The 17,594-nt window shown below is 40.9% G+C and carries 15 protein-coding genes; all 15 read right to left on the bottom strand.

The genetic code is table 11. The features are described 5' to 3' along the window. Window positions 1–13: 13 nt before the first annotated feature. Window positions 14–526: a hypothetical protein gene (locus tag MKX73_RS12740; protein ID WP_340717758.1), complete on the bottom strand. Its 513-nt coding sequence runs from the start codon at window positions 524–526 to the stop codon at window positions 14–16. A gap of 166 nt (window positions 527–692) precedes the next feature. After that, entirely contained in the window at window positions 693–1,160 is a 468-nt protein-coding gene (locus MKX73_RS12735; RefSeq protein ID WP_340717757.1) for a hypothetical protein, read from the bottom strand. A gap of 23 nt (window positions 1,161–1,183) precedes the next feature. Further along, window positions 1,184–2,194: a flotillin-like protein FloA gene (gene floA, locus MKX73_RS12730; RefSeq protein ID WP_251689112.1), complete on the bottom strand. Its 1,011-nt coding sequence runs from the start codon at window positions 2,192–2,194 to the stop codon at window positions 1,184–1,186. A 2-nt stretch (window positions 2,195–2,196) separates the two neighbouring features. After that, window positions 2,197–3,525, bottom strand: coding sequence for an NfeD family protein (locus MKX73_RS12725; protein ID WP_340717756.1), 1,329 nt, complete (start codon window positions 3,523–3,525; stop codon window positions 2,197–2,199). A 317-nt stretch (window positions 3,526–3,842) separates the two neighbouring features. Next, on the bottom strand, window positions 3,843–4,016 hold the full coding sequence (rpsU, locus tag MKX73_RS12720) for a 30S ribosomal protein S21 (RefSeq protein WP_004227078.1): 174 nt from the start codon (window positions 4,014–4,016) through the stop codon (window positions 3,843–3,845). 110 nt (window positions 4,017–4,126) lie between these two features. Beyond that, on the bottom strand, window positions 4,127–4,795 hold the full coding sequence (gene deoC, locus MKX73_RS12715; protein ID WP_340717755.1) for a deoxyribose-phosphate aldolase: 669 nt from the start codon (window positions 4,793–4,795) through the stop codon (window positions 4,127–4,129). A gap of 91 nt (window positions 4,796–4,886) precedes the next feature. After that, window positions 4,887–5,426, bottom strand: coding sequence for an adenylate cyclase (locus MKX73_RS12710; protein ID WP_340717754.1), 540 nt, complete (start codon window positions 5,424–5,426; stop codon window positions 4,887–4,889). Between the two features lie 552 nt (window positions 5,427–5,978). After that, complete coding sequence (gene mtaB, locus MKX73_RS12705; RefSeq protein ID WP_340717753.1) at window positions 5,979–7,328, bottom strand: tRNA (N(6)-L-threonylcarbamoyladenosine(37)-C(2))-methylthiotransferase MtaB; 1,350 nt, start codon at window positions 7,326–7,328, stop codon at window positions 5,979–5,981. Between the two features lie 171 nt (window positions 7,329–7,499). Further along, entirely contained in the window at window positions 7,500–8,537 is a 1,038-nt protein-coding gene (locus tag MKX73_RS12700; protein ID WP_340717752.1) for a HEAT repeat domain-containing protein, read from the bottom strand. Between the two features lie 220 nt (window positions 8,538–8,757). After that, complete coding sequence (locus tag MKX73_RS12695; RefSeq protein ID WP_340717751.1) at window positions 8,758–9,372, bottom strand: PH domain-containing protein; 615 nt, start codon at window positions 9,370–9,372, stop codon at window positions 8,758–8,760. Between the two features lie 75 nt (window positions 9,373–9,447). Next, on the bottom strand, window positions 9,448–11,022 hold the full coding sequence (locus tag MKX73_RS12690) for a phytoene desaturase family protein (RefSeq protein WP_340717750.1): 1,575 nt from the start codon (window positions 11,020–11,022) through the stop codon (window positions 9,448–9,450). A gap of 310 nt (window positions 11,023–11,332) precedes the next feature. Next, complete coding sequence (locus tag MKX73_RS12685) at window positions 11,333–12,076, bottom strand: 16S rRNA (uracil(1498)-N(3))-methyltransferase (protein WP_340717749.1); 744 nt, start codon at window positions 12,074–12,076, stop codon at window positions 11,333–11,335. Window positions 12,077–12,367: 291 nt separating this feature from the next. Continuing rightward, complete coding sequence (prmA, locus tag MKX73_RS12680) at window positions 12,368–13,306, bottom strand: 50S ribosomal protein L11 methyltransferase (protein ID WP_340717748.1); 939 nt, start codon at window positions 13,304–13,306, stop codon at window positions 12,368–12,370. A 14-nt stretch (window positions 13,307–13,320) separates the two neighbouring features. Then, complete coding sequence (gene dnaJ, locus MKX73_RS12675; RefSeq protein ID WP_340717747.1) at window positions 13,321–14,442, bottom strand: molecular chaperone DnaJ; 1,122 nt, start codon at window positions 14,440–14,442, stop codon at window positions 13,321–13,323. Window positions 14,443–15,695: 1,253 nt separating this feature from the next. Then, window positions 15,696–17,549: a molecular chaperone DnaK gene (gene dnaK / locus MKX73_RS12670; RefSeq protein WP_251689137.1), complete on the bottom strand. Its 1,854-nt coding sequence runs from the start codon at window positions 17,547–17,549 to the stop codon at window positions 15,696–15,698. Window positions 17,550–17,594: the final 45 nt, after the last annotated feature.

Below are 17,594 nucleotides of genomic sequence, written 5' to 3'. Positions count from 1 at the left end.
AGGCATGTATAGATTATTTGATTGGTATTTCCCAGTTGGCAAAGTCACCTAACGCATCACCGGAACTTTCGCTTTCCGGCTCCTTAAATGCGGCCGGAACTCGTATATTCAGCGATGTATTTTCATCATATATATGCTGAGGAATCAAATAAGTCACGTTAAAAGTTGTTTCCATTTGAGGATTCACCATAATTTGCTCGTTTTCAACAGAAGACGTCAGCTGCTCTATCTCTTCCTGCTCCGGTGTTTGAACTGTAAAATCGGGTGTATAGTAAACAACCTGGCTGAATTCATTTTCTAGAGTGCCGTTAATTTCAAGGATCAATTCACCCGGCTCCGCTGAAACTTTTTGAATTTTATAGTCGAGCTTTAAAGCGACACCTTCCATATTATGTGTCAATGGCTCCTCACTCTCGAATACCGTAGAAGTTTCATCCGCTTCTTCCGAAATCGTTTCCTCTACTTCCTTACCGCATGCAGCGAGTACGAAAATAAGTGCAATTAATACCATCCATCTTTTTTTCATATCTGTTTCCCCCTCTCATAATAGATATACCCGTTTCCGCAAAAATTTAGTTGCCTGTTTCAAAAAGTCCGTTGATTTCCATTGCGGGCAGCCACTTTCCGCTGCCTTATATACTATGTAAAAAAACTACCTATTTCCACAGTGCGTGGAAATAGGTAGTTTCATATTATTTTCTTCTTGCTTTAGGCGGGCCCAGAACTTCAGTCATAACAATGGCCTGCATTAAATCACGTTTGCTTGATGGTACGACCTGGAAAGCTTCTGCTTCTTTTTTGGCCATTGCCACAATTGGACGCTCCTTTAATGAACGATTATTAATCTTTTCAGTTACTGGTTCCACTGCAGAGCGAGCAGCTTCAACAGGCATTTCTGCTAGTTTAGGCAGCTCTCTTTCTACTCTTTGACTTACTGGTTTTACTTTTTCATTCAGCTGGCCGAATACTTCATTCGCAAAATCCTCCAATGTTTTTGGTCGGCTTTGCTCTGTTCGGCGCTGAACTTCCTGTTTTCGAGGAGCAGGTTGACTGCTAAATGGCGGCATCTGTTTTGTTTCTTTCTTTTGTTGTTGTTCTTTACCTTTACCAAATAAAGTACTGACAATAAAGACAATCACCATAATGATAAGTCCTTCCATTTAGTGCTCACTCCTTTCCTCGATTATTTGTTTTTCGGATCTTTGTTGTTGTCGTCATTCGAAACTTTTGAGATCGAATCACGCATTGATGTGTCCGCCTGAATATTTTTGTAGTTCATGTAATCCATAATACCGAAGTTGCCTGAACGAAGCGCTTCTGCAAGAGCCATTGGAACTTCTGCCTCTGCTTCTACTACTTTCGCTTTCATTTCCTGAACTTTTGCGATCATTTCCTGTTCGCTTGCTACGGCCATTGCACGACGCTCTTCGGCTTTTGCCTGAGCGATGTTTTTATCTGCCTGTGCCTGCTCGATTTGAAGCTCGGCACCGATGTTTTTACCGATATCAACGTCCGCGATATCGATCGATAGAATTTCGAATGCCGTACCAGAGTCTAAACCTTTAGATAAAACCGTTTGAGAAATTAAATCCGGGTTTTCCAGTACTTTAGAATGTGATTCACTAGAACCTAGTGTCGATACGATACCTTCACCAACACGGGCAACGATTGTTTCTTCACCAGCACCACCGACTAGACGGTCCAGGTTGGCACGTACTGTAATACGCGCTTTCGCTTTTACTTCAATCCCGTTCATCGCCACACCGGCAATAAATGGTGTTTCAATAACTTTCGGGTTAACCGACATTTGTACCGCTTCTAAAACGTCACGGCCAGCTAAATCGATTGCAGCTGCACGTTCAAATGTTAACTCAATATTTGCTCGGTGTGCCGCGATTAGTGCGTTGACAACGCGGTCTACGTTACCACCTGCTAAATAGTGTGATTCCAATTGGTTAATCGTTACTTCTAAACCGGCTTTATGGGCCTTAATTAATGGATTCACGATTCGTGACGGAATTACTCGACGTAAACGCATTCCGACTAATGTGAAAATACTTACTCTTACACCTGCTGCTAGTGCACTAATCCATAGTGCAACCGGAACAAATGTGAAAAATACTGCCAGGATAATAAATGCAATGACTAATCCGACAATTAATGTAATTGTTCCTGCATCTGCTAACATATTCATACTTATTCTCCACCTCTTCCAATAAATTCTCTTACGACAATACGAGAGCCTTCTACTTTTACTACTTCCACTGTTTTACCAGCATCAATATAGCCGCCCTGTGTTACAACATCCAGACGGTCCTGATCAACAACAACGGTCCCTGATGGTCGTAACGGCGTGATAGCCTGCCCTGTCTTGCCTATTAATTCAATTCGGTTTTTGTTTGAAACATAACCCTCTTCCGTCGTCGTTGCATCTCTCAGAACGAGACGGTTGAACATATGCAACTTTTTCCCGAAGAATTTCATAAGTATCACCATTCCTATACCTGCAATTATCATTGCGATTAAAATCGAATAAGCCATATGAACAAAGCTTTCCCCTGCAAAAAGCAAACTTCCAATCATTAGCGCTCCGCCGACAATACCTATGATGCCACCTGGTACAAACAGCTCGGCAATGAGTAAAATAAGTCCGATTACAAAAATGATGACGGTTTCATATCCGGCAAAACCTGCAATTGTATGTCCAAAGAAGAACATACCTAACGAAGCAAGCCCCATTGTCCCTGCAACACCAAAGCCCGGCGAATACAGTTCAACTACTAATCCGATACTTGCAATCGACAGTAAAATAGGAACGATAATCGGATTTGTAATAAAGCGTGCCAGTTTTTCGGCAAATGTCTGTTCAATTTTTACTAGATCGCTGCCGTCAAGGTTGGTTCTTTCAAGCAGTTCCGTTATTGAAGAAACAGTGCCTTCCGAATACTTAACTTTTTCCGCATCTTTCGCAGTTAGCGTCAGGAGCTTTCCTTTCGGGGCTCTTAGTTCAGGCAGATCTTCATCATTTCTGACCATCGCCTTCGCATATTTAGCATCCCTGCCGGAGTTTTCTGCAGCAGCTGACATTTTTGCCAGCCAGTCGCTCTCCGCCTTTTCTCCCGCTGTGTTGCCGGAAGAATCGATGACCGCCGCAGCACCCATTGTTGCGTTAGGTGTCATATAAATTTCATCTGCATGTAAAGCAATGTACGCGCCAGCAGACAGCGCATCCGAATTGATGAAAGCAATAATAGGTATCTCAATCTCATCCATCAGCCTGCCAATTTCCGAAGCCGCTGTAACAAATCCGCCCGGTGTATGCATATTCAGAATGATCGCTTCTGCATTGTTGCTTTTCGCCTCATCGAATCCACGCTTCAGATGTTCCACCAAACCTTTTTCGATTTCGTTATTGACGGATATTTCATATACTTTACCATCTGCAAATGCCGTTAAAGAAGGAAACATTAATACGAATGACATGACCATCAGAATAATCCAACTAATCCCTTTCGTTCGTCTCAATTTTATCACCCCTTTAGCTAAGTTATGTACAGTTAATTCTACGGATGAGATGAAGAAAAGTTTCAATTATTTTCAAAAACATAAAAAAAACTTCCTTCACTATTATTTGCTAACATATACCAATTATACGGTAATCGCTGCGGAATATTAAAAGTTTCTAGAAAACGCTTTCTTTTCTATTATTATCTATTATGATTGAATTCGAAAATAAATACAAATACCCCGCAGTTAAATTAATAACTGCGGGGTATATCATTTGTCTGCTCAGTTAAATCTGAAAATTGCGTGTTATGAACGTAGGGTTTTTACAGGGAAAATTACCACTTACGTTTACGTGCAGCTTCTGATTTCTTTTTACGTTTAACGCTAGGTTTTTCGTAGAACTCGCGCTTTCTAACTTCCTGAATTGTACCTGATTTTGATACAGTACGTTTGAAGCGACGAAGAGCATCTTCAAGCGATTCGTTTTTGCGAACGACAGTTTTTGACATCTCTCTTTCCCTCCCTCCGAACACACGTCATGCATACATTAACTGGTTAGTTAATGTGTACTAAAGTAGTATAGCGTATCTTAAAAAAAGAGTCAACAAAAACTATTGAATTAGTAATTAGAATCTGATTTTAGGCCATTCATGATCGCAACACCTGATGAAGCACCAATACGAGTAGCACCATTTTCAATCATAAGTTGCATATCTTCCAAGCTGCGAACACCGCCGGATGCTTTCACACCAAGGTCCGGACCGACTGTTTTACGCATTAATGCGATGTCTTCCGCTGTTGCTCCGCCTGTAGAGAATCCAGTTGAAGTTTTAACGAAATCTGCACCTGCTTCAACAGAAAGTTCACAAGCTTTCACTTTTTCTTCATCCGTTAATAGGCAAGTTTCGATAATTACTTTTACTAATGTACCATTTGCAGCATCTACTACCGCTTTGATGTCATCACGAACTAAATCATAATTGCCGTCTTTTAAAGCACCGATATTGATAACCATGTCAATTTCGCCTGCACCGTTTGCAATCGCGTCTTTTGTTTCGAATGCTTTTACTGCAGATGTTGTAGCACCTAACGGGAAGCCGATTACTGTACATACTTTTACGTCTGTACCAGCTAATTGCTCCGCACTGTATTTCACCCATGTAGGGTTTACACATACTGAAGCAAATCCGTATTGTTTCGCTTCTGCACAAATCTTTTCTACTTGATCTTTTGTAGATTCAGCTTTTAATAAAGTATGATCAATCATTACTGCATAATTTTGAGTCATTTCTCATTACTCCTTTTACTAAACATTAGTTGTCCGTACATCTATAGTTTAGCATGTATTTTAATTGACGCAAATTATCAGACAACTTAAATTATTCGTCCGAATAGGCAAATTTTGTACGAATAATTTTTCTGTCCAACGGTTCACCGGCATCTGTGAGATACTGAATATCCAACTCGGGGTTATGGCGATGGACTAACTGGTACGTTAAAATATTTTTTATTAAGTGCTCCTGTGCCAAATCAAAGGCTTCCTGGCGCAGAAGAGAATCGTCCGACAATACGATTTCCCAATTCGAATAGTTTTCATTTGCATCGATATGTGCAATTCCGTCTTCTTTACTTTGCTCACTCGTTTCTTTGTACTCTTCCAGAAACTGTTCCGTTTGCTGTGCGATTTCATTCAGCTGCTGGCTGTTCATTTCCAAAGAAACGACACCATTCGGCTGAATTGTTTTATAAATATCCGATGCTTTGTACTCAATATTAAGCGAGCCGTAATTCCTTGCTACTTCGGTAGGGATATCAACTTCCACCATTGCCGATTCACTTTCCACTGTCGGTTCTTCTTTTTTCTCCGTGCAACCATATAAAATAAATAGAATTGCAGCAACCATCCATATTTTCTTCATATTAATTGCTCACCTTCTTTACTTGTAATCGGGATCAACATTAGTTCCGAATAATAGTGTTGGCTTGTCTTCCTCATAATATACTTAAATTTCCATTCGTTTACGACTAACTTTTCGTAAATAAATATGCTGCATGAAAGTACATGATGTTTCGCCCGATTATAAAAACTTGCGCATACTGTTTTCTCTACCCGATTTTTATAGAAATAAAAAAAGCTGGCTAATTTAGTACCTGCTTCTTAGCCGTTGTTCTCCGGTACGGCGGACGCTTTCCAGGGGCACGAGGCCAACACGATGTTGGTCACAAAAGCGTTGCCACAGGACGTGGCGTTCTTAGCTTTTGTTCCCCGTCTCAGGCGTCGTGCTTGTCCCCAAGGAAGCTTTGAATTACTTTTCCGATTTCGCTTCGCTCTGCAACGAAAGGCGAAGCCGGCACTTGCACTCGCCGCCTTCACTACGAACAACTAATTAATCTTTTCACAGCAAGTAAAGTCTTCTAAAACAAAAAAGGGATTGCACAGTGCAATCCCTCTTTCTTTATAAAGCTTATTATTAAATTGCCTGGCCTTCCAGTACGCGGACGAATTGGCCTTCGTTGTACGGGTAGCCTGCTTTTGTAATTTTCACTTTTACAAGCTGGCCGACCATTTCTTCTGTGCCTTCGAAAATTACTTTTAAGTAGTTCGTTGTATAGCCGACATATAAGTTTTCATTGCCGCCATCTTTGAAACGCTCTTCTGGAATAACTTCCAGTACTTCCCCTTCAAAACGGGAAGAATATTCTTTTGCAAGCTGATCATTCAGTGCAATCAGACGGTGAACGCGTTCATTTTTAATTTCTTCGTCAACCTGATCGTCCATTCTCGCTGCAGGTGTACCTGTACGTTGAGAGTACGGGAATACATGAAGCTCGGAGAATTTGTGGTCGCGGATAAAGTTGTATGTTTCCATAAACTCTTCTTCCGTTTCACCAGGGAAACCTACGATTACGTCAGAAGTAACCGCCAAGTCAGGTAAAGCGATTTTCAGCTTTTCAAGACGCTCTGCGAAAAACTCCATCGTATATTTACGGCGCATACGTTTTAAAACCGTATCTGAACCCGATTGAATCGGAATGTGTAAGTGGTTTACAACAATTTCAGAGTTTTGCAGTACTTCAATCACTTCATCCGTTAATTGGGATGCTTCGATTGAAGAAATGCGTAGACGTTTCAAGCCTTTAACTTGTGCTTCCAAATCACGTAACAGCTGCGCCAGGTTATAATCTTTGAAGTCTTGTCCGTATCCGCCTGTGTGGATACCTGTCAGGACGATTTCCAAATAACCTGCATCGACAAGTTGCTGTGCCTGACGAATAACTTCTTCCGGATCACGTGAACGCATTAAACCGCGCGCCCAAGGAATGATACAGAACGTACAGAAATTATTGCAGCCTTCCTGGATTTTCAGTGATGCACGAGTACGGTCGGTAAATGCCGGTACATCCAGTTCCTCATACACACGGTTTTTCATAATATTGCGCACCGCATTGATCGGCTGACGCTCGTTACGGTACTGATCGATATATCCAAGCATCTTCTCGCGGTCCTGTGTACCAACAACGATATCAACACCAGGAATCGCCATAATTTCAGCCGGTGATGTTTGTGCATAACAGCCTGTTACACAAATAACCGCATCCGGATTTTGACGGATCGCACGGCGGATCACCTGACGTGATTTTTTATCCCCTGTATTCGTTACAGTACAGGTATTAATAACATAAACGTCCGCCTGATGGTCGAACTCAGTACGCTCGTATCCCTGCTCTTTAAATAGCTGCCAGATTGCCTCTGTTTCATAGTGGTTTACTTTACACCCTAATGTATGTAGAGATACGGTTTTCGTACGTTCGTAACTCATAATTTATATCATCCTTTCAAGGTTAGCACTTATCTATTTTACTCCGGTGATTTGCCTCTTTTATGTCGACCGGTAGCATGCTCTTCATTCACTAAATGAAGAAAAATATCAACGTGTTTTATAATAGCATAAAACGCTATACAAAGCCTATTTTTTTAACTACTTGTTAAATTACTGTTCCGTTTCTCCTGCTGTTGTGGCAGCAAGGTTTTCTCCCTCGCTCTCGGATACTTGCTGCAGTACGGCTTTTCCTTCCGGTAAATCCATCAACGATAAGGCAGCCTGCTTACGGACATTGCCGTTTGGATCGAGCAGTAAAGTTCCCAAATACGTATAGGACGCTTGCTCCGTAACAAAACGTAAAATTTCCGCAAGCAACAGACGTTCTTCCCAAAGTGAGGACCGGACAAAGTTTTCGTAATGCTTCAGATCTGAAATTTCGCCATACGAAGAAATAGCTCTTAATGCACGAATTCGAATTTCAGCACAGTCGGATTCCAATAACCGTTCAAATAAATAAAGGTATCCGATACTTAAGTTCCGGTTTAGACATAAAGATTCCAAATACGCGTATTTCAGATGAATCGGCAATTCTTCAAAATTGTCTTTAAAATATTCAGCATACATTTCGTCCAGGTTCAAAAGCAGCTTATTGTATTCATCGTTCAAAAAAGGCAATCGAGGCTTGTACATATGCGCCAAAAATAAATTTTCGTTATATTTCGATGCCACCTTCAGCATTAATAAATACTCTTCCATAGAACCTGTACGATTTTCTTTTAGCCGGCGTTCGATTAACGGCACTAAAAATTCCAGTTCCAAAATCAGTGTGCGCTGCAAAGCTTGAAGACGGACCGCTTCATCACGGCTCGTCAATTGGTTCATATAATAGTTTTTCATATTCAACGCAGCATAGGTTGAAGCCCTCTCCAGAATTTCTTCTTTATCCATCGATGTAACATACGAAACAAACATACTATCAATTGCCTCCAGCTCATTCTTTGTAGTCGAATGATTCTGAAGAGGCTTGTTTAAAACTAAATAATTATACCAGTCCCTCTCATTTTGCTGGATATAGTTGTTTATTTTATTAAAATTGCGTTTCTTGCTGTTCTTTCGGTAAATCGTAAAAAAGTAAATACATAATAGAATAAAAAGCATTACACTACAGATAATTAAGATCCCTGTTAAAATTTCTTCAATTTTCATATTATCGCGACCCTTTCAATCTGTTCTCCATGTTAGTAACTAATATATCACCTTTTTCCTTTCTGTTTACACACCCAATTTATTATCAAGCGACCAAAATGTCCCAGTTCCTTCTTTCACAGAGAAAAAACAGACAACCTAGGTCTCCAAGCAAAAAAATATTGTCTCCCTTATTATGTACAAAAATAAAGCATACGACAAATATCGCATGCTTCATTCATTAGTTATTAATATATTTCTCGAAAACATCGCCGAAATCTTTCTTCACAAATGCTTTCTTTTGCTCCAGCAGCCAGCTATGCGAAAACGCTGTGATTTCCTTGAATGCTTCGGCTGGTGAAACCCCTTCATTGCCGGCGCGGCCGATTGCAGAGGCAGCCAGATTCAGGCTTTGTTTTGCAGCATCCATACTGAATGTATTCGCTTTTTGTTCAAGTGAAATCGCATGAAGCGCTTTGTACAGATCTTTAATTTCCGTTAAATGTTTTTTATGAATATCGATGCTTAACGGCACATTTCCAATGACAAATTTGATTTCTACATCCAGATCGATTGTTCCGGCTGTTTCCAGCAGCACTTCTTCAATCGCAAAATGCTCGTAGTCATAGCGACGCAGCATACGTTTTTTACTCATCGCATTTGCGCCGTCTACATGGATTAATGCGTAGTTCGTGAAGCAATACTCATCCGCTTTTGTTTTGATCAGGAAATAGATTTTCTCATCGACTTCATTAAAAATAAAATCATCCGAATCTGTTTTGTCAAAGTCCTGTCTTGAAATGACTACCCCGATATCGGATAGACCTAATGCATCTGATGCTAATTTTTTGAACATTGTATTGCCTCCTTTAAATGAATAGTTATTATACGTTTCCATTCAAATAAAAGTTTCATACATTGAAATCATTCTTTACGCATTTGTTTGAATGGCTGCAGGCTGATGCTGTAATTGTGAATGCGCTTTTTTATACAGTTCCACTTTCGGCAATGGTTTAACAGGAAGCAATGTCTGTTTATCCTGCTGTAAAATGCCGTTTGCTGTAATACGGGCTGATTCCAGAATAATCGGCAAGCCACTGCCCGGGTGTGTACCGCCACCGACCAGCCAGCAACGATCAAGTTCTTCAAATTTGTTGCGCGGACGGAAAACTAGCATTTGCGATAATTGGTGACCTAAATTGAATGTCGCCCCTTTGTAAACATTAATATCTCGCTCCCAGTCAGCAGGTGTAATCATTTTCTCTTCTTCGATATATTCCCAAATATCCTTCACTCCAAGTTTATCCGCTACCATATTTAAGACCATATCACGGAAAGGACCCGCCTTTTCCGCCCAGTCAATGCCGCTTAAATTATTCGGTACCGGCACTAAAATGTATAATGTCGATTTCCCTTTTGGTGCCACTGTTTCATCCGTTACAACGGCGTTTTGGATGTAAATTGACGGATCTTCGGACATCAGTTTCGTTTTTGTGATTTCCTCTACATTTTTCCGGTAATCTTTCGCAAACCAGATTGTATGGTGCGGCAGATCAAATCGTTTATTGACACCTAAATACAGCATGAACGTTGAGCAGGAATACTGTTTTTTCTCCAGTTTTTCCGGTGTGTATTTTTTCAATAATCCCGGCTCGACAAGATGTGTCATCGCATGTGCAAAATCTCCGTTAATGATGACTTCATCCGCATCGATTTCCTGACCATCTTCCAGCAGTAAACCTGTCACTTTCCGGCCTTTTGTTTTCAATTTTTTCACGCCGTTATTGAGAAGGATTTTCCCGCCCGATTCAAGCACAACTTTTGCCATCGCTTCCGTCAGCTTATTGATGCCGCCTTTAATGTGATAGACGCCGTACGCATGTTCAATATACGAAAGAATCGAAAACGCTCCGGGACTTTCCCATGGAGACATCCCTAAATATTTTGCCTGGAATGTAAAAGCGAGCTGCAATTCCTCTTCTTTATAAAACTTCGAAAGTGTATCGACAAGGGAATTCCCAACCTCTAACTCTTTGAACGCTTTCATCACTTTCGGGTTGAACAGATCTGTCAGCTTATTCATCGGAGCCTGCAGTACAGGGGCAAGCACTTCGAGTTTCTTTTGCGTCTGCTCCATGTAGCGCTCATAGTTCCCCTCATTTCCAGGGAAAAGTTCATCGATTTGACGGATCATCTCATCTGCATCACGTGTCATATTTATTTTTTTATTATGGTAGATTAATTGATACATCGGATTCAAATCAATCAGATCCACATAGTCGTGAATATTGCGGCCTGTTAATTCAAAAATTTCCTCCGCAATGTACAACATATTTAAAAATGTCGGACCCATATCAAATTTAAAATCACCAAGCTTAATTTCACTTGTTCGCCCGCCTACATAAGCCTGCTTTTCATAAATCGTCACTTCATAACCTTTATGCGCCAATAACATGGCAACCGCTAATCCACCGGGTCCTGCCCCTACTACTGCAATTTTTTTCATTTTTTATTTCCTCCCTGTTTCGATTCGATATTGTACAATGCTTCATTCTTGAAGTTCGATTTGTATAATGTTTAATGATGTTCTATATTCTTTTCACCGTCATTATTAATAAAATTTCATATTTCAACTGTTTATAATAAAGATTTATCCAGAGACACTGTTATATGTTATACAAACATTATACATATTTGAATTTCCTTATACAAGTAGGGAATCCATTTAATTTGAGATATTTTCAAAACAAAAAGCCCCAATTTCTCTTTGTGTGAGAAATTGAGGCTTCTTTCGGTCTGATATTTCAGTCCGTTCATTATTCAAATTCATAAGAAATCGCAGCAAGCGCATACAATGGTGCCGTCTCTGCCCGTAAAATACGCGGTCCAAGTGACATTGTCTGTGCACCGGCTTCGAGCAAGACGGCTGATTCAGTGCGGGAAATGCCGCCTTCAGGACCGAAGATGCATAGGATACGTGGTGTTTCTTCCGTTTTTAACGATTGCAGCTTTTGTTTAAATGTCGTACGTGTAGCCAGCTTCGCATCTTCTTCATCGGCAATATAGACAGCATCATAGTTCGGGAATGTTTGTACAAGCTGTTTGAAACTGATTGGTTGTACAACATTCGGGACATATGTACGATGCGATTGCTCAGCCGCTTCCAGAGCGATTTTTTGCAGGCGTTCCTGGTTTTTCTTTGCTTTTTTATCATCCCATTTTACAATCGAACGTTCCGCAGCAAATGGAATGAGTGCGTGCATACCGAGCTCTGTCGCTTTTTGTGCTATCAGTTCCAGTTTATCGCCTTTTGGCAGGCCACATGCAATATCGACATTTACCGGCATTTCCGGCGATGGGATTGTCGTCCCTGTTTTTTTTGCATGTACATCCTGATCCAGTTCGGAAATTTCACAAACATGCGCCACATTGTCATGGACAACAATGATTTCTTCCCCAACCGTCATGCGCATTACTTTTGAAATATGGCGTGCGTTTTCTCCGGAAATGATAAATTGGTCCATATCCTTATCCACTGTATCTACAAAATATCTTTGCATTGTCTTCACTCCCTGTTGATAACGTAAAGAGATTAGTACATAACCCAAAAACACCATTTTTCTACGAGAGAAAAATGGTATTTTTTTGCTGAGCGTTAAAAAATTGATTTCCATTCCGGGACGCTTTCCGCGGGCACGGCCTGAGCCTGTAGTCTCAGGCGTCGTGCTGTTCCCGCTGGAGTCGCCCTCCATTCCAATCAATTTTATATAGTATACGTTCCTTAATAAGAATTTTCTTATTAAGTAATGAAATTTCTATTTTCTCCCAACCTCTTCATCTAAACAATTGATTTATGGACGACGTGAAATGATCGCGACCCAGTCTTCCATCATCAATACTTCTTCAATGACAAATCCGGCTTTTTCAAGAGCTGCTTTGACATCGTCTTTCTTCGCTCCGATAATACCTGATGTCACGTAGATGCCGTCTGGTTTTACAATTGAAAATGCATCATCTGTAAATGACATAATGATTTCCGCTAAAATATTCGCTACGACAATATCAGCCGGTTCTTTTACTGTATCCAAAAGATTGCCGTGGAATACTTCAACAATATCACTCATTTTATTCAATTCAACGTTTTCACGCGCTGCATTTACTGCCACTTCATCTAAGTCCAGTGCATGAACACTTTTCGCGCCAAGCATGGCAGCACCAATTGACAGTACACCAGATCCTGTACCAACATCGACAACTGTGTGGTCATGTTGTACAACTTTTTCAAGTGCCTGTAAACACATGACCGTTGTAGGGTGTGTACCCGTTCCGAACGCCATCCCCGGATCAAGTTCAATGATCAGCTCATCCGTTGATACCGGTTTGTAGTCTTCCCAAGTCGGCACAATCGTGAAGCGTTCCGAAATTTTTACCGGATGGTAGTACTGCTTCCACGCCGTTGACCAATCTTCTTCATCCACTTCACAAAGTGTTAGTACATTTTCACCAATATTAATATCAAAGTTTACAAGGTTTGCGATTGCAAGCTTAATTTCTTCGATTGTTTCCGCTAAAAAACTTGAAGCCGATAAATATGCTTTTACAATGACACCTGTTTTCGGAAAATCTTCAGGATTCAGTGCATAAATTTCACCAAATTTATCGATTCTCTCTTTATCTAATTCCTTTGAATCTTCAATTACTACACCGCTTGCACCAGCTTCGTGTAAAATGTTCGTCACTGCATCAACAGCTTCATGCGTTGTTAAAATCGAAAGTTCTGTCCATTTCACTTGCAATACACTCCTTAGTCGCCTTTAATTTTTTTCTTGATTTTGTCGAACAGGGAGCTTCCATGTTCTTCCGGAATATCTCCACTGATTTCTGCAAATTCACGTAACAGTTGTTTTTGTTTTTCTGTCAATTTCGTCGGTGTGACAACATTTACGATGACATACTGGTTCCCCATGCCATAACCGTGTACATTTTTTACACCTTTGTCTTTCAGGCGGAATTGTGCACCGGATTGTGTGCCTGCAGGAATTTTCAGCTTCACTTTCCCGTGAATTGTCGGTACTTCGATTTCATCACCTAACGCTGCTTGCGGGAATGTTAATTTTAGTTCATATAAAATATCGTCGCCGTCACGTTCGAAATACTCGTGCTTGCGAACATTGAAAATAATATATAAATCGCCGGCAGGACCATTGTTGTAACCTGCTTCACCTTGACCAGCTACGCGTAGTTGTTGACCATCGTCTACACCAGCCGGAATCGTGATTTTGATTTTTTTCTTTTTCGTAATTGTACCAGTACCGCGACATGGTGAACATTTTTCCACAATGATTTTACCTTGACCACGACATGATGGGCAAGAACGTTTGTTTACCATACGGCCAAACGGTGTGTCGACTGCCTGGTTGATTTGACCAGCGCCATTACATTGTGAACATGTTTGCGGGTGTGTACCCGGTTTTGCACCAGAGCCGTGACATGTATCACATGTTTCTTCTTTTGGAATCTCGATTTCTGTTTCTTTTCCGAATACTGCTTCTTCGAAAGAGATGTTCATACGGAACTGAAGATCGTCGCCTTTGCGTGGGGCGTTTGGATCTTGGCGTCGGCCGCCTCCGAAGAACGAACTGAAAATGTCCTCGAAACCGCCGAATCCAGCGCCGCCTCCGAAGCCTCCGCCACCAAAGCCTGCATTTGGATCTTCATGGCCGAACTGGTCATAGCGTGCACGTTTTTGGTCGTCCGACAGCACTTCATAGGCTTCTGCGACTTCTTTGAACTTTTCGTCTGCACCCTCATCTTTGTTTAAATCCGGGTGATACTGTTTTGATAATTTACGATACGCTTTTTTAATTTCGTCTTTGCTTGCACCTTTGCTCAGGCCAAGTACTTCATAGTAATCGCGCTTACTCATTGTTCACTCTCCGCTCTTTTTACATAACGTCTATTTTATCATGTTGAAAAATTGATGTATAGCTTTTGCTTTGGTTCATCTTATGTGAAATTAAATAATGTTTCGGTTTGTTCATAAAGTTCGTTATTCTACTTCGATTCGTAGGTAAATACTTCGTTTCTTTTATATGGCCCGTTGTACTGCGTTGCGGAGGCACACTTTCCTGGGGGCGTGGCTCCAACTAACTTGATATATGCCTCTACGGCGGCATACATCAAGTGGATTTTCCGCGCACGCTTAATCCCCTAGGAGTCGGCCTCTCCACTCCGCACAACTCAGGTTTGGTATGGGGTTTTGGCTTCTTATTTAATTGAAGTCAAGGTTTGTTGGATTTAATTAAGCGTCTTTTCGATAAGTTCTACTTTCTCACAGGAATCCGCTAATAAAATCCGCTCTTTCTACTTTTCGAGAGATCTATTCTACTTTTCCATGAAAAGCTTCTACATTAGCCGCCACACTTTCTACTTTCAATCCAGTAAGTTCTACTTCCCCCCGGGAATCCGCTAATAAAATTCGCTCTTTCTACTTCTCGAGAGATCTATTCTACTTTTCCGTGAAAAGCTTCCACATTAGCGGCCACACTTTCTACTTTTACCTCAATAAGTTCTACTTTCCCTCGGGAATCCGCTAATAAAATCCGCTCTTTCTACTTTTCGAGAGATCTATTCTACTTTTCCATGAAAAGCTTCCACATTAGTGGCCACACTTTCTACTTTCAACCCAATAAGTTCTACTTTCCCCCGGGAATCCGCTAATAAGATTCGCTCTTTCTACTTCTCGAGAGATCTATTCTACTTTTCCGTGAAAAGCTTCCACATTAGCGGCCACACTTTCTACTTTTACCTCAATAAGTTCTACTTTCCCTCGGGAATCCGCTAATAAGATTCGCTCTTTCTACTTCTCGAGAGATCTATTCTACTTTTCCATGAATAGCTTCCACATTAGACGCTGAACTTTCTACTTTTACCTCAATAAGTTCTACTTCCCCCCGGGAATCCGCTAATAAGATTCGCTCTTTCTACTTTTCGAGAGATCTATTCTACTTTTCCGTGAAAAACTTCCACATTAGCAGCCATAATTTCTACTTCCGATTCAACAAGTTCCACTTTCTCCCCGGAACCCACTCCAAAAAGCAAAATCACACCCTACCTTTAACAAGCTTAAAAGCCAAAGCCGCAAGCGGTCTTTGGCTTTTATGTGGAAATCAGAAAGAATTATTTATTGTCTTTGTCGTCTTTTACTTCTTCAAAGTCAGCGTCTACGATACCATCGTCTTTTTGACCAGCGTCAGCTGCGCCTTCGAAGCCTTCAGCGCCGCCTTGTGCTTGTGCTGCTGCTGCCGCTTGCTCGTATACCTTCATTACTAATGGTTGTAGTACGCCTTCTAATTTTTCTTTAGAAGCTTTAATACCTTCAAGCTCGCCTTTTTCTAAAGCTGCTTTTAACTCGTCGCGTGCATCTTCAACAGATTTCTTTTCGTCTTCTGTGATTTGCTCGCCTAAGTCTGTGATTGTTTTATCCACTTGGAATACTAATTGGTCTGCTTCGTTGCGAAGATCTGCTTCTTCTTTACGTTTCGCATCTGCTTCAGCGTTTGCTTCCGCGTCTTTCACCATACGCTCGATTTCTTCTTCTGATAAACCTGAATCAGATTGGATCACGATTGTTTGTTCTTTTTGTGTACCTAAGTCTTTCGCTTTAACTGATACGATACCGTTTGCATCAATATCGAATGTTACTTCGATTTGTGGAATACCACGTGGCGCTGGCGGAATATCAGATAATTGGAAGCGACCAAGTGTTTTGTTGTCTGCAGCCATTGAACGTTCACCTTGTAATACGTGAATGTCTACTGCTGGCTGGTTGTCTGCAGCTGTTGAGAACACTTGAGATTTAGATGTTGGGATTGTTGTGTTACGATCGATCAGTTTCGTCATAACGCCGCCCATTGTTTCGATACCTAATGATAATGGTGTTACGTCTAATAATAATACGCCTTGTACGTCACCAGCTAATACGCCGCCTTGCACAGCAGCACCCATTGCTACTACTTCGTCTGGGTTTACGCCTTTGTGTGGCTCATGACCAGTTGCTTTTTTGATTGCTTCTACTACTGCAGGAATACGAGTAGAACCACCAACTAAGATTACTTTATCTAATTCTGAAGCAGAAAGACCTGCATCTGATAATGCTTGACGAGTTGGAACGATTGTACGCTCTACTAAGTCTTTTGTTAAATCATCGAATTTCGCACGTGATAATGACATTTCTAAGTGAAGTGGGCCATCAGCACCCGCTGTGATGAATGGTAATGAAATTTGAGTAGAAGTTACACCTGATAAGTCTTTTTTCGCTTTTTCAGCTGCATCTTTTAAACGTTGCATTGCCATTTTGTCTTTTGATAAGTCTACTGAATTTTCTTTTTTGAATTCTTCTACTAAATAAGCGATGATTTTGTCGTCGAAGTCGTCACCACCAAGTTTGTTGTCACCTGCTGTTGCTAATACTTCGAATACACCGTCAGCTAATTCAAGGATCGATACGTCGAATGTACCGCCACCTAAGTCGAATACTAGGATTTTTTGGTCAACGTCTTGTTGATCCAAACCGTAAGCTAATGCAGCAGCTGTTGGTTCGTTGATGATACGCTCTACTTCTAAACCAGCGATTTTACCAGCGTCTTTAGTTGCTTGACGTTGTGCATCGTTGAAGTAAGCAGGAACTGTAATAACCGCTTTTGTTACTTTTTCGCCTAAGTAGTCTTCAGCATAGCCTTTTAAGTATTGTAAAATCATTGCAGATACTTCTTGTGGCGTGTACTCTGTATCTTCCACTTTCACTTTTTCGTTCGTACCCATTTTTGATTTGATTGAAATGATTGTGTTCGGGTTTGTTACCGCTTGGCGTTTTGCTACTTCACCAACTTGTTTTTCTCCATTTTTGAATGCTACTACTGATGGAGATGTACGGTTACCTTCCGGGTTTGGAATTACTTTTGGTTCTCCGCCTTCTAATACAGATACACAAGAGTTTGTTGTTCCTAAGTCAATACCGATAATTTTACTCATAATTTAATTTTCCTCCTAATAGTAAAAAACAAAATGTGTTTGATA

Source organism: Solibacillus sp. FSL W7-1436 (assembly GCF_038007305.1).
GTDB lineage: Bacteria > Bacillota > Bacilli > Bacillales_A > Planococcaceae > Solibacillus.
The sequence above is the reverse complement of the archived record's forward strand: the minus strand, read 5'-3'. Positions and strand labels throughout refer to the sequence as shown.

Bases quoted from the DNA above. Each gene is read 5' to 3' on its own strand.
- mtaB (WP_340717753.1), bottom strand. From the start codon at position 7,328: ATGAGTTACGAACGTACGAAAACCGTATCTCTACATACATTAGGGTGT.
- dnaK (WP_251689137.1), bottom strand. From the start codon at position 17,549: ATGAGTAAAATTATCGGTATTGACTTAGGAACAACAAACTCTTGTGTA.
- MKX73_RS12690 (WP_340717750.1), bottom strand. From the start codon at position 11,022: ATGAAAAAAATTGCAGTAGTAGGGGCAGGACCCGGTGGATTAGCGGTT.
- dnaJ (WP_340717747.1), bottom strand. From the start codon at position 14,442: ATGAGTAAGCGCGATTACTATGAAGTACTTGGCCTGAGCAAAGGTGCA.
- MKX73_RS12735 (WP_340717757.1), bottom strand. From the start codon at position 1,160: ATGGAAGGACTTATCATTATGGTGATTGTCTTTATTGTCAGTACTTTA.
- rpsU (WP_004227078.1), bottom strand. From the start codon at position 4,016: ATGTCAAAAACTGTCGTTCGCAAAAACGAATCGCTTGAAGATGCTCTT.
- MKX73_RS12710 (WP_340717754.1), bottom strand. From the start codon at position 5,426: ATGAAGAAAATATGGATGGTTGCTGCAATTCTATTTATTTTATATGGT.
- MKX73_RS12700 (WP_340717752.1), bottom strand. From the start codon at position 8,537: ATGAAAATTGAAGAAATTTTAACAGGGATCTTAATTATCTGTAGTGTA.
- MKX73_RS12685 (WP_340717749.1), bottom strand. From the start codon at position 12,076: ATGCAAAGATATTTTGTAGATACAGTGGATAAGGATATGGACCAATTT.
- deoC (WP_340717755.1), bottom strand. From the start codon at position 4,795: ATGACTCAAAATTATGCAGTAATGATTGATCATACTTTATTAAAAGCT.
- MKX73_RS12740 (WP_340717758.1), bottom strand. From the start codon at position 526: ATGAAAAAAAGATGGATGGTATTAATTGCACTTATTTTCGTACTCGCT.
- MKX73_RS12695 (WP_340717751.1), bottom strand. From the start codon at position 9,372: ATGTTCAAAAAATTAGCATCAGATGCATTAGGTCTATCCGATATCGGG.
- floA (WP_251689112.1), bottom strand. From the start codon at position 2,194: ATGAATATGTTAGCAGATGCAGGAACAATTACATTAATTGTCGGATTA.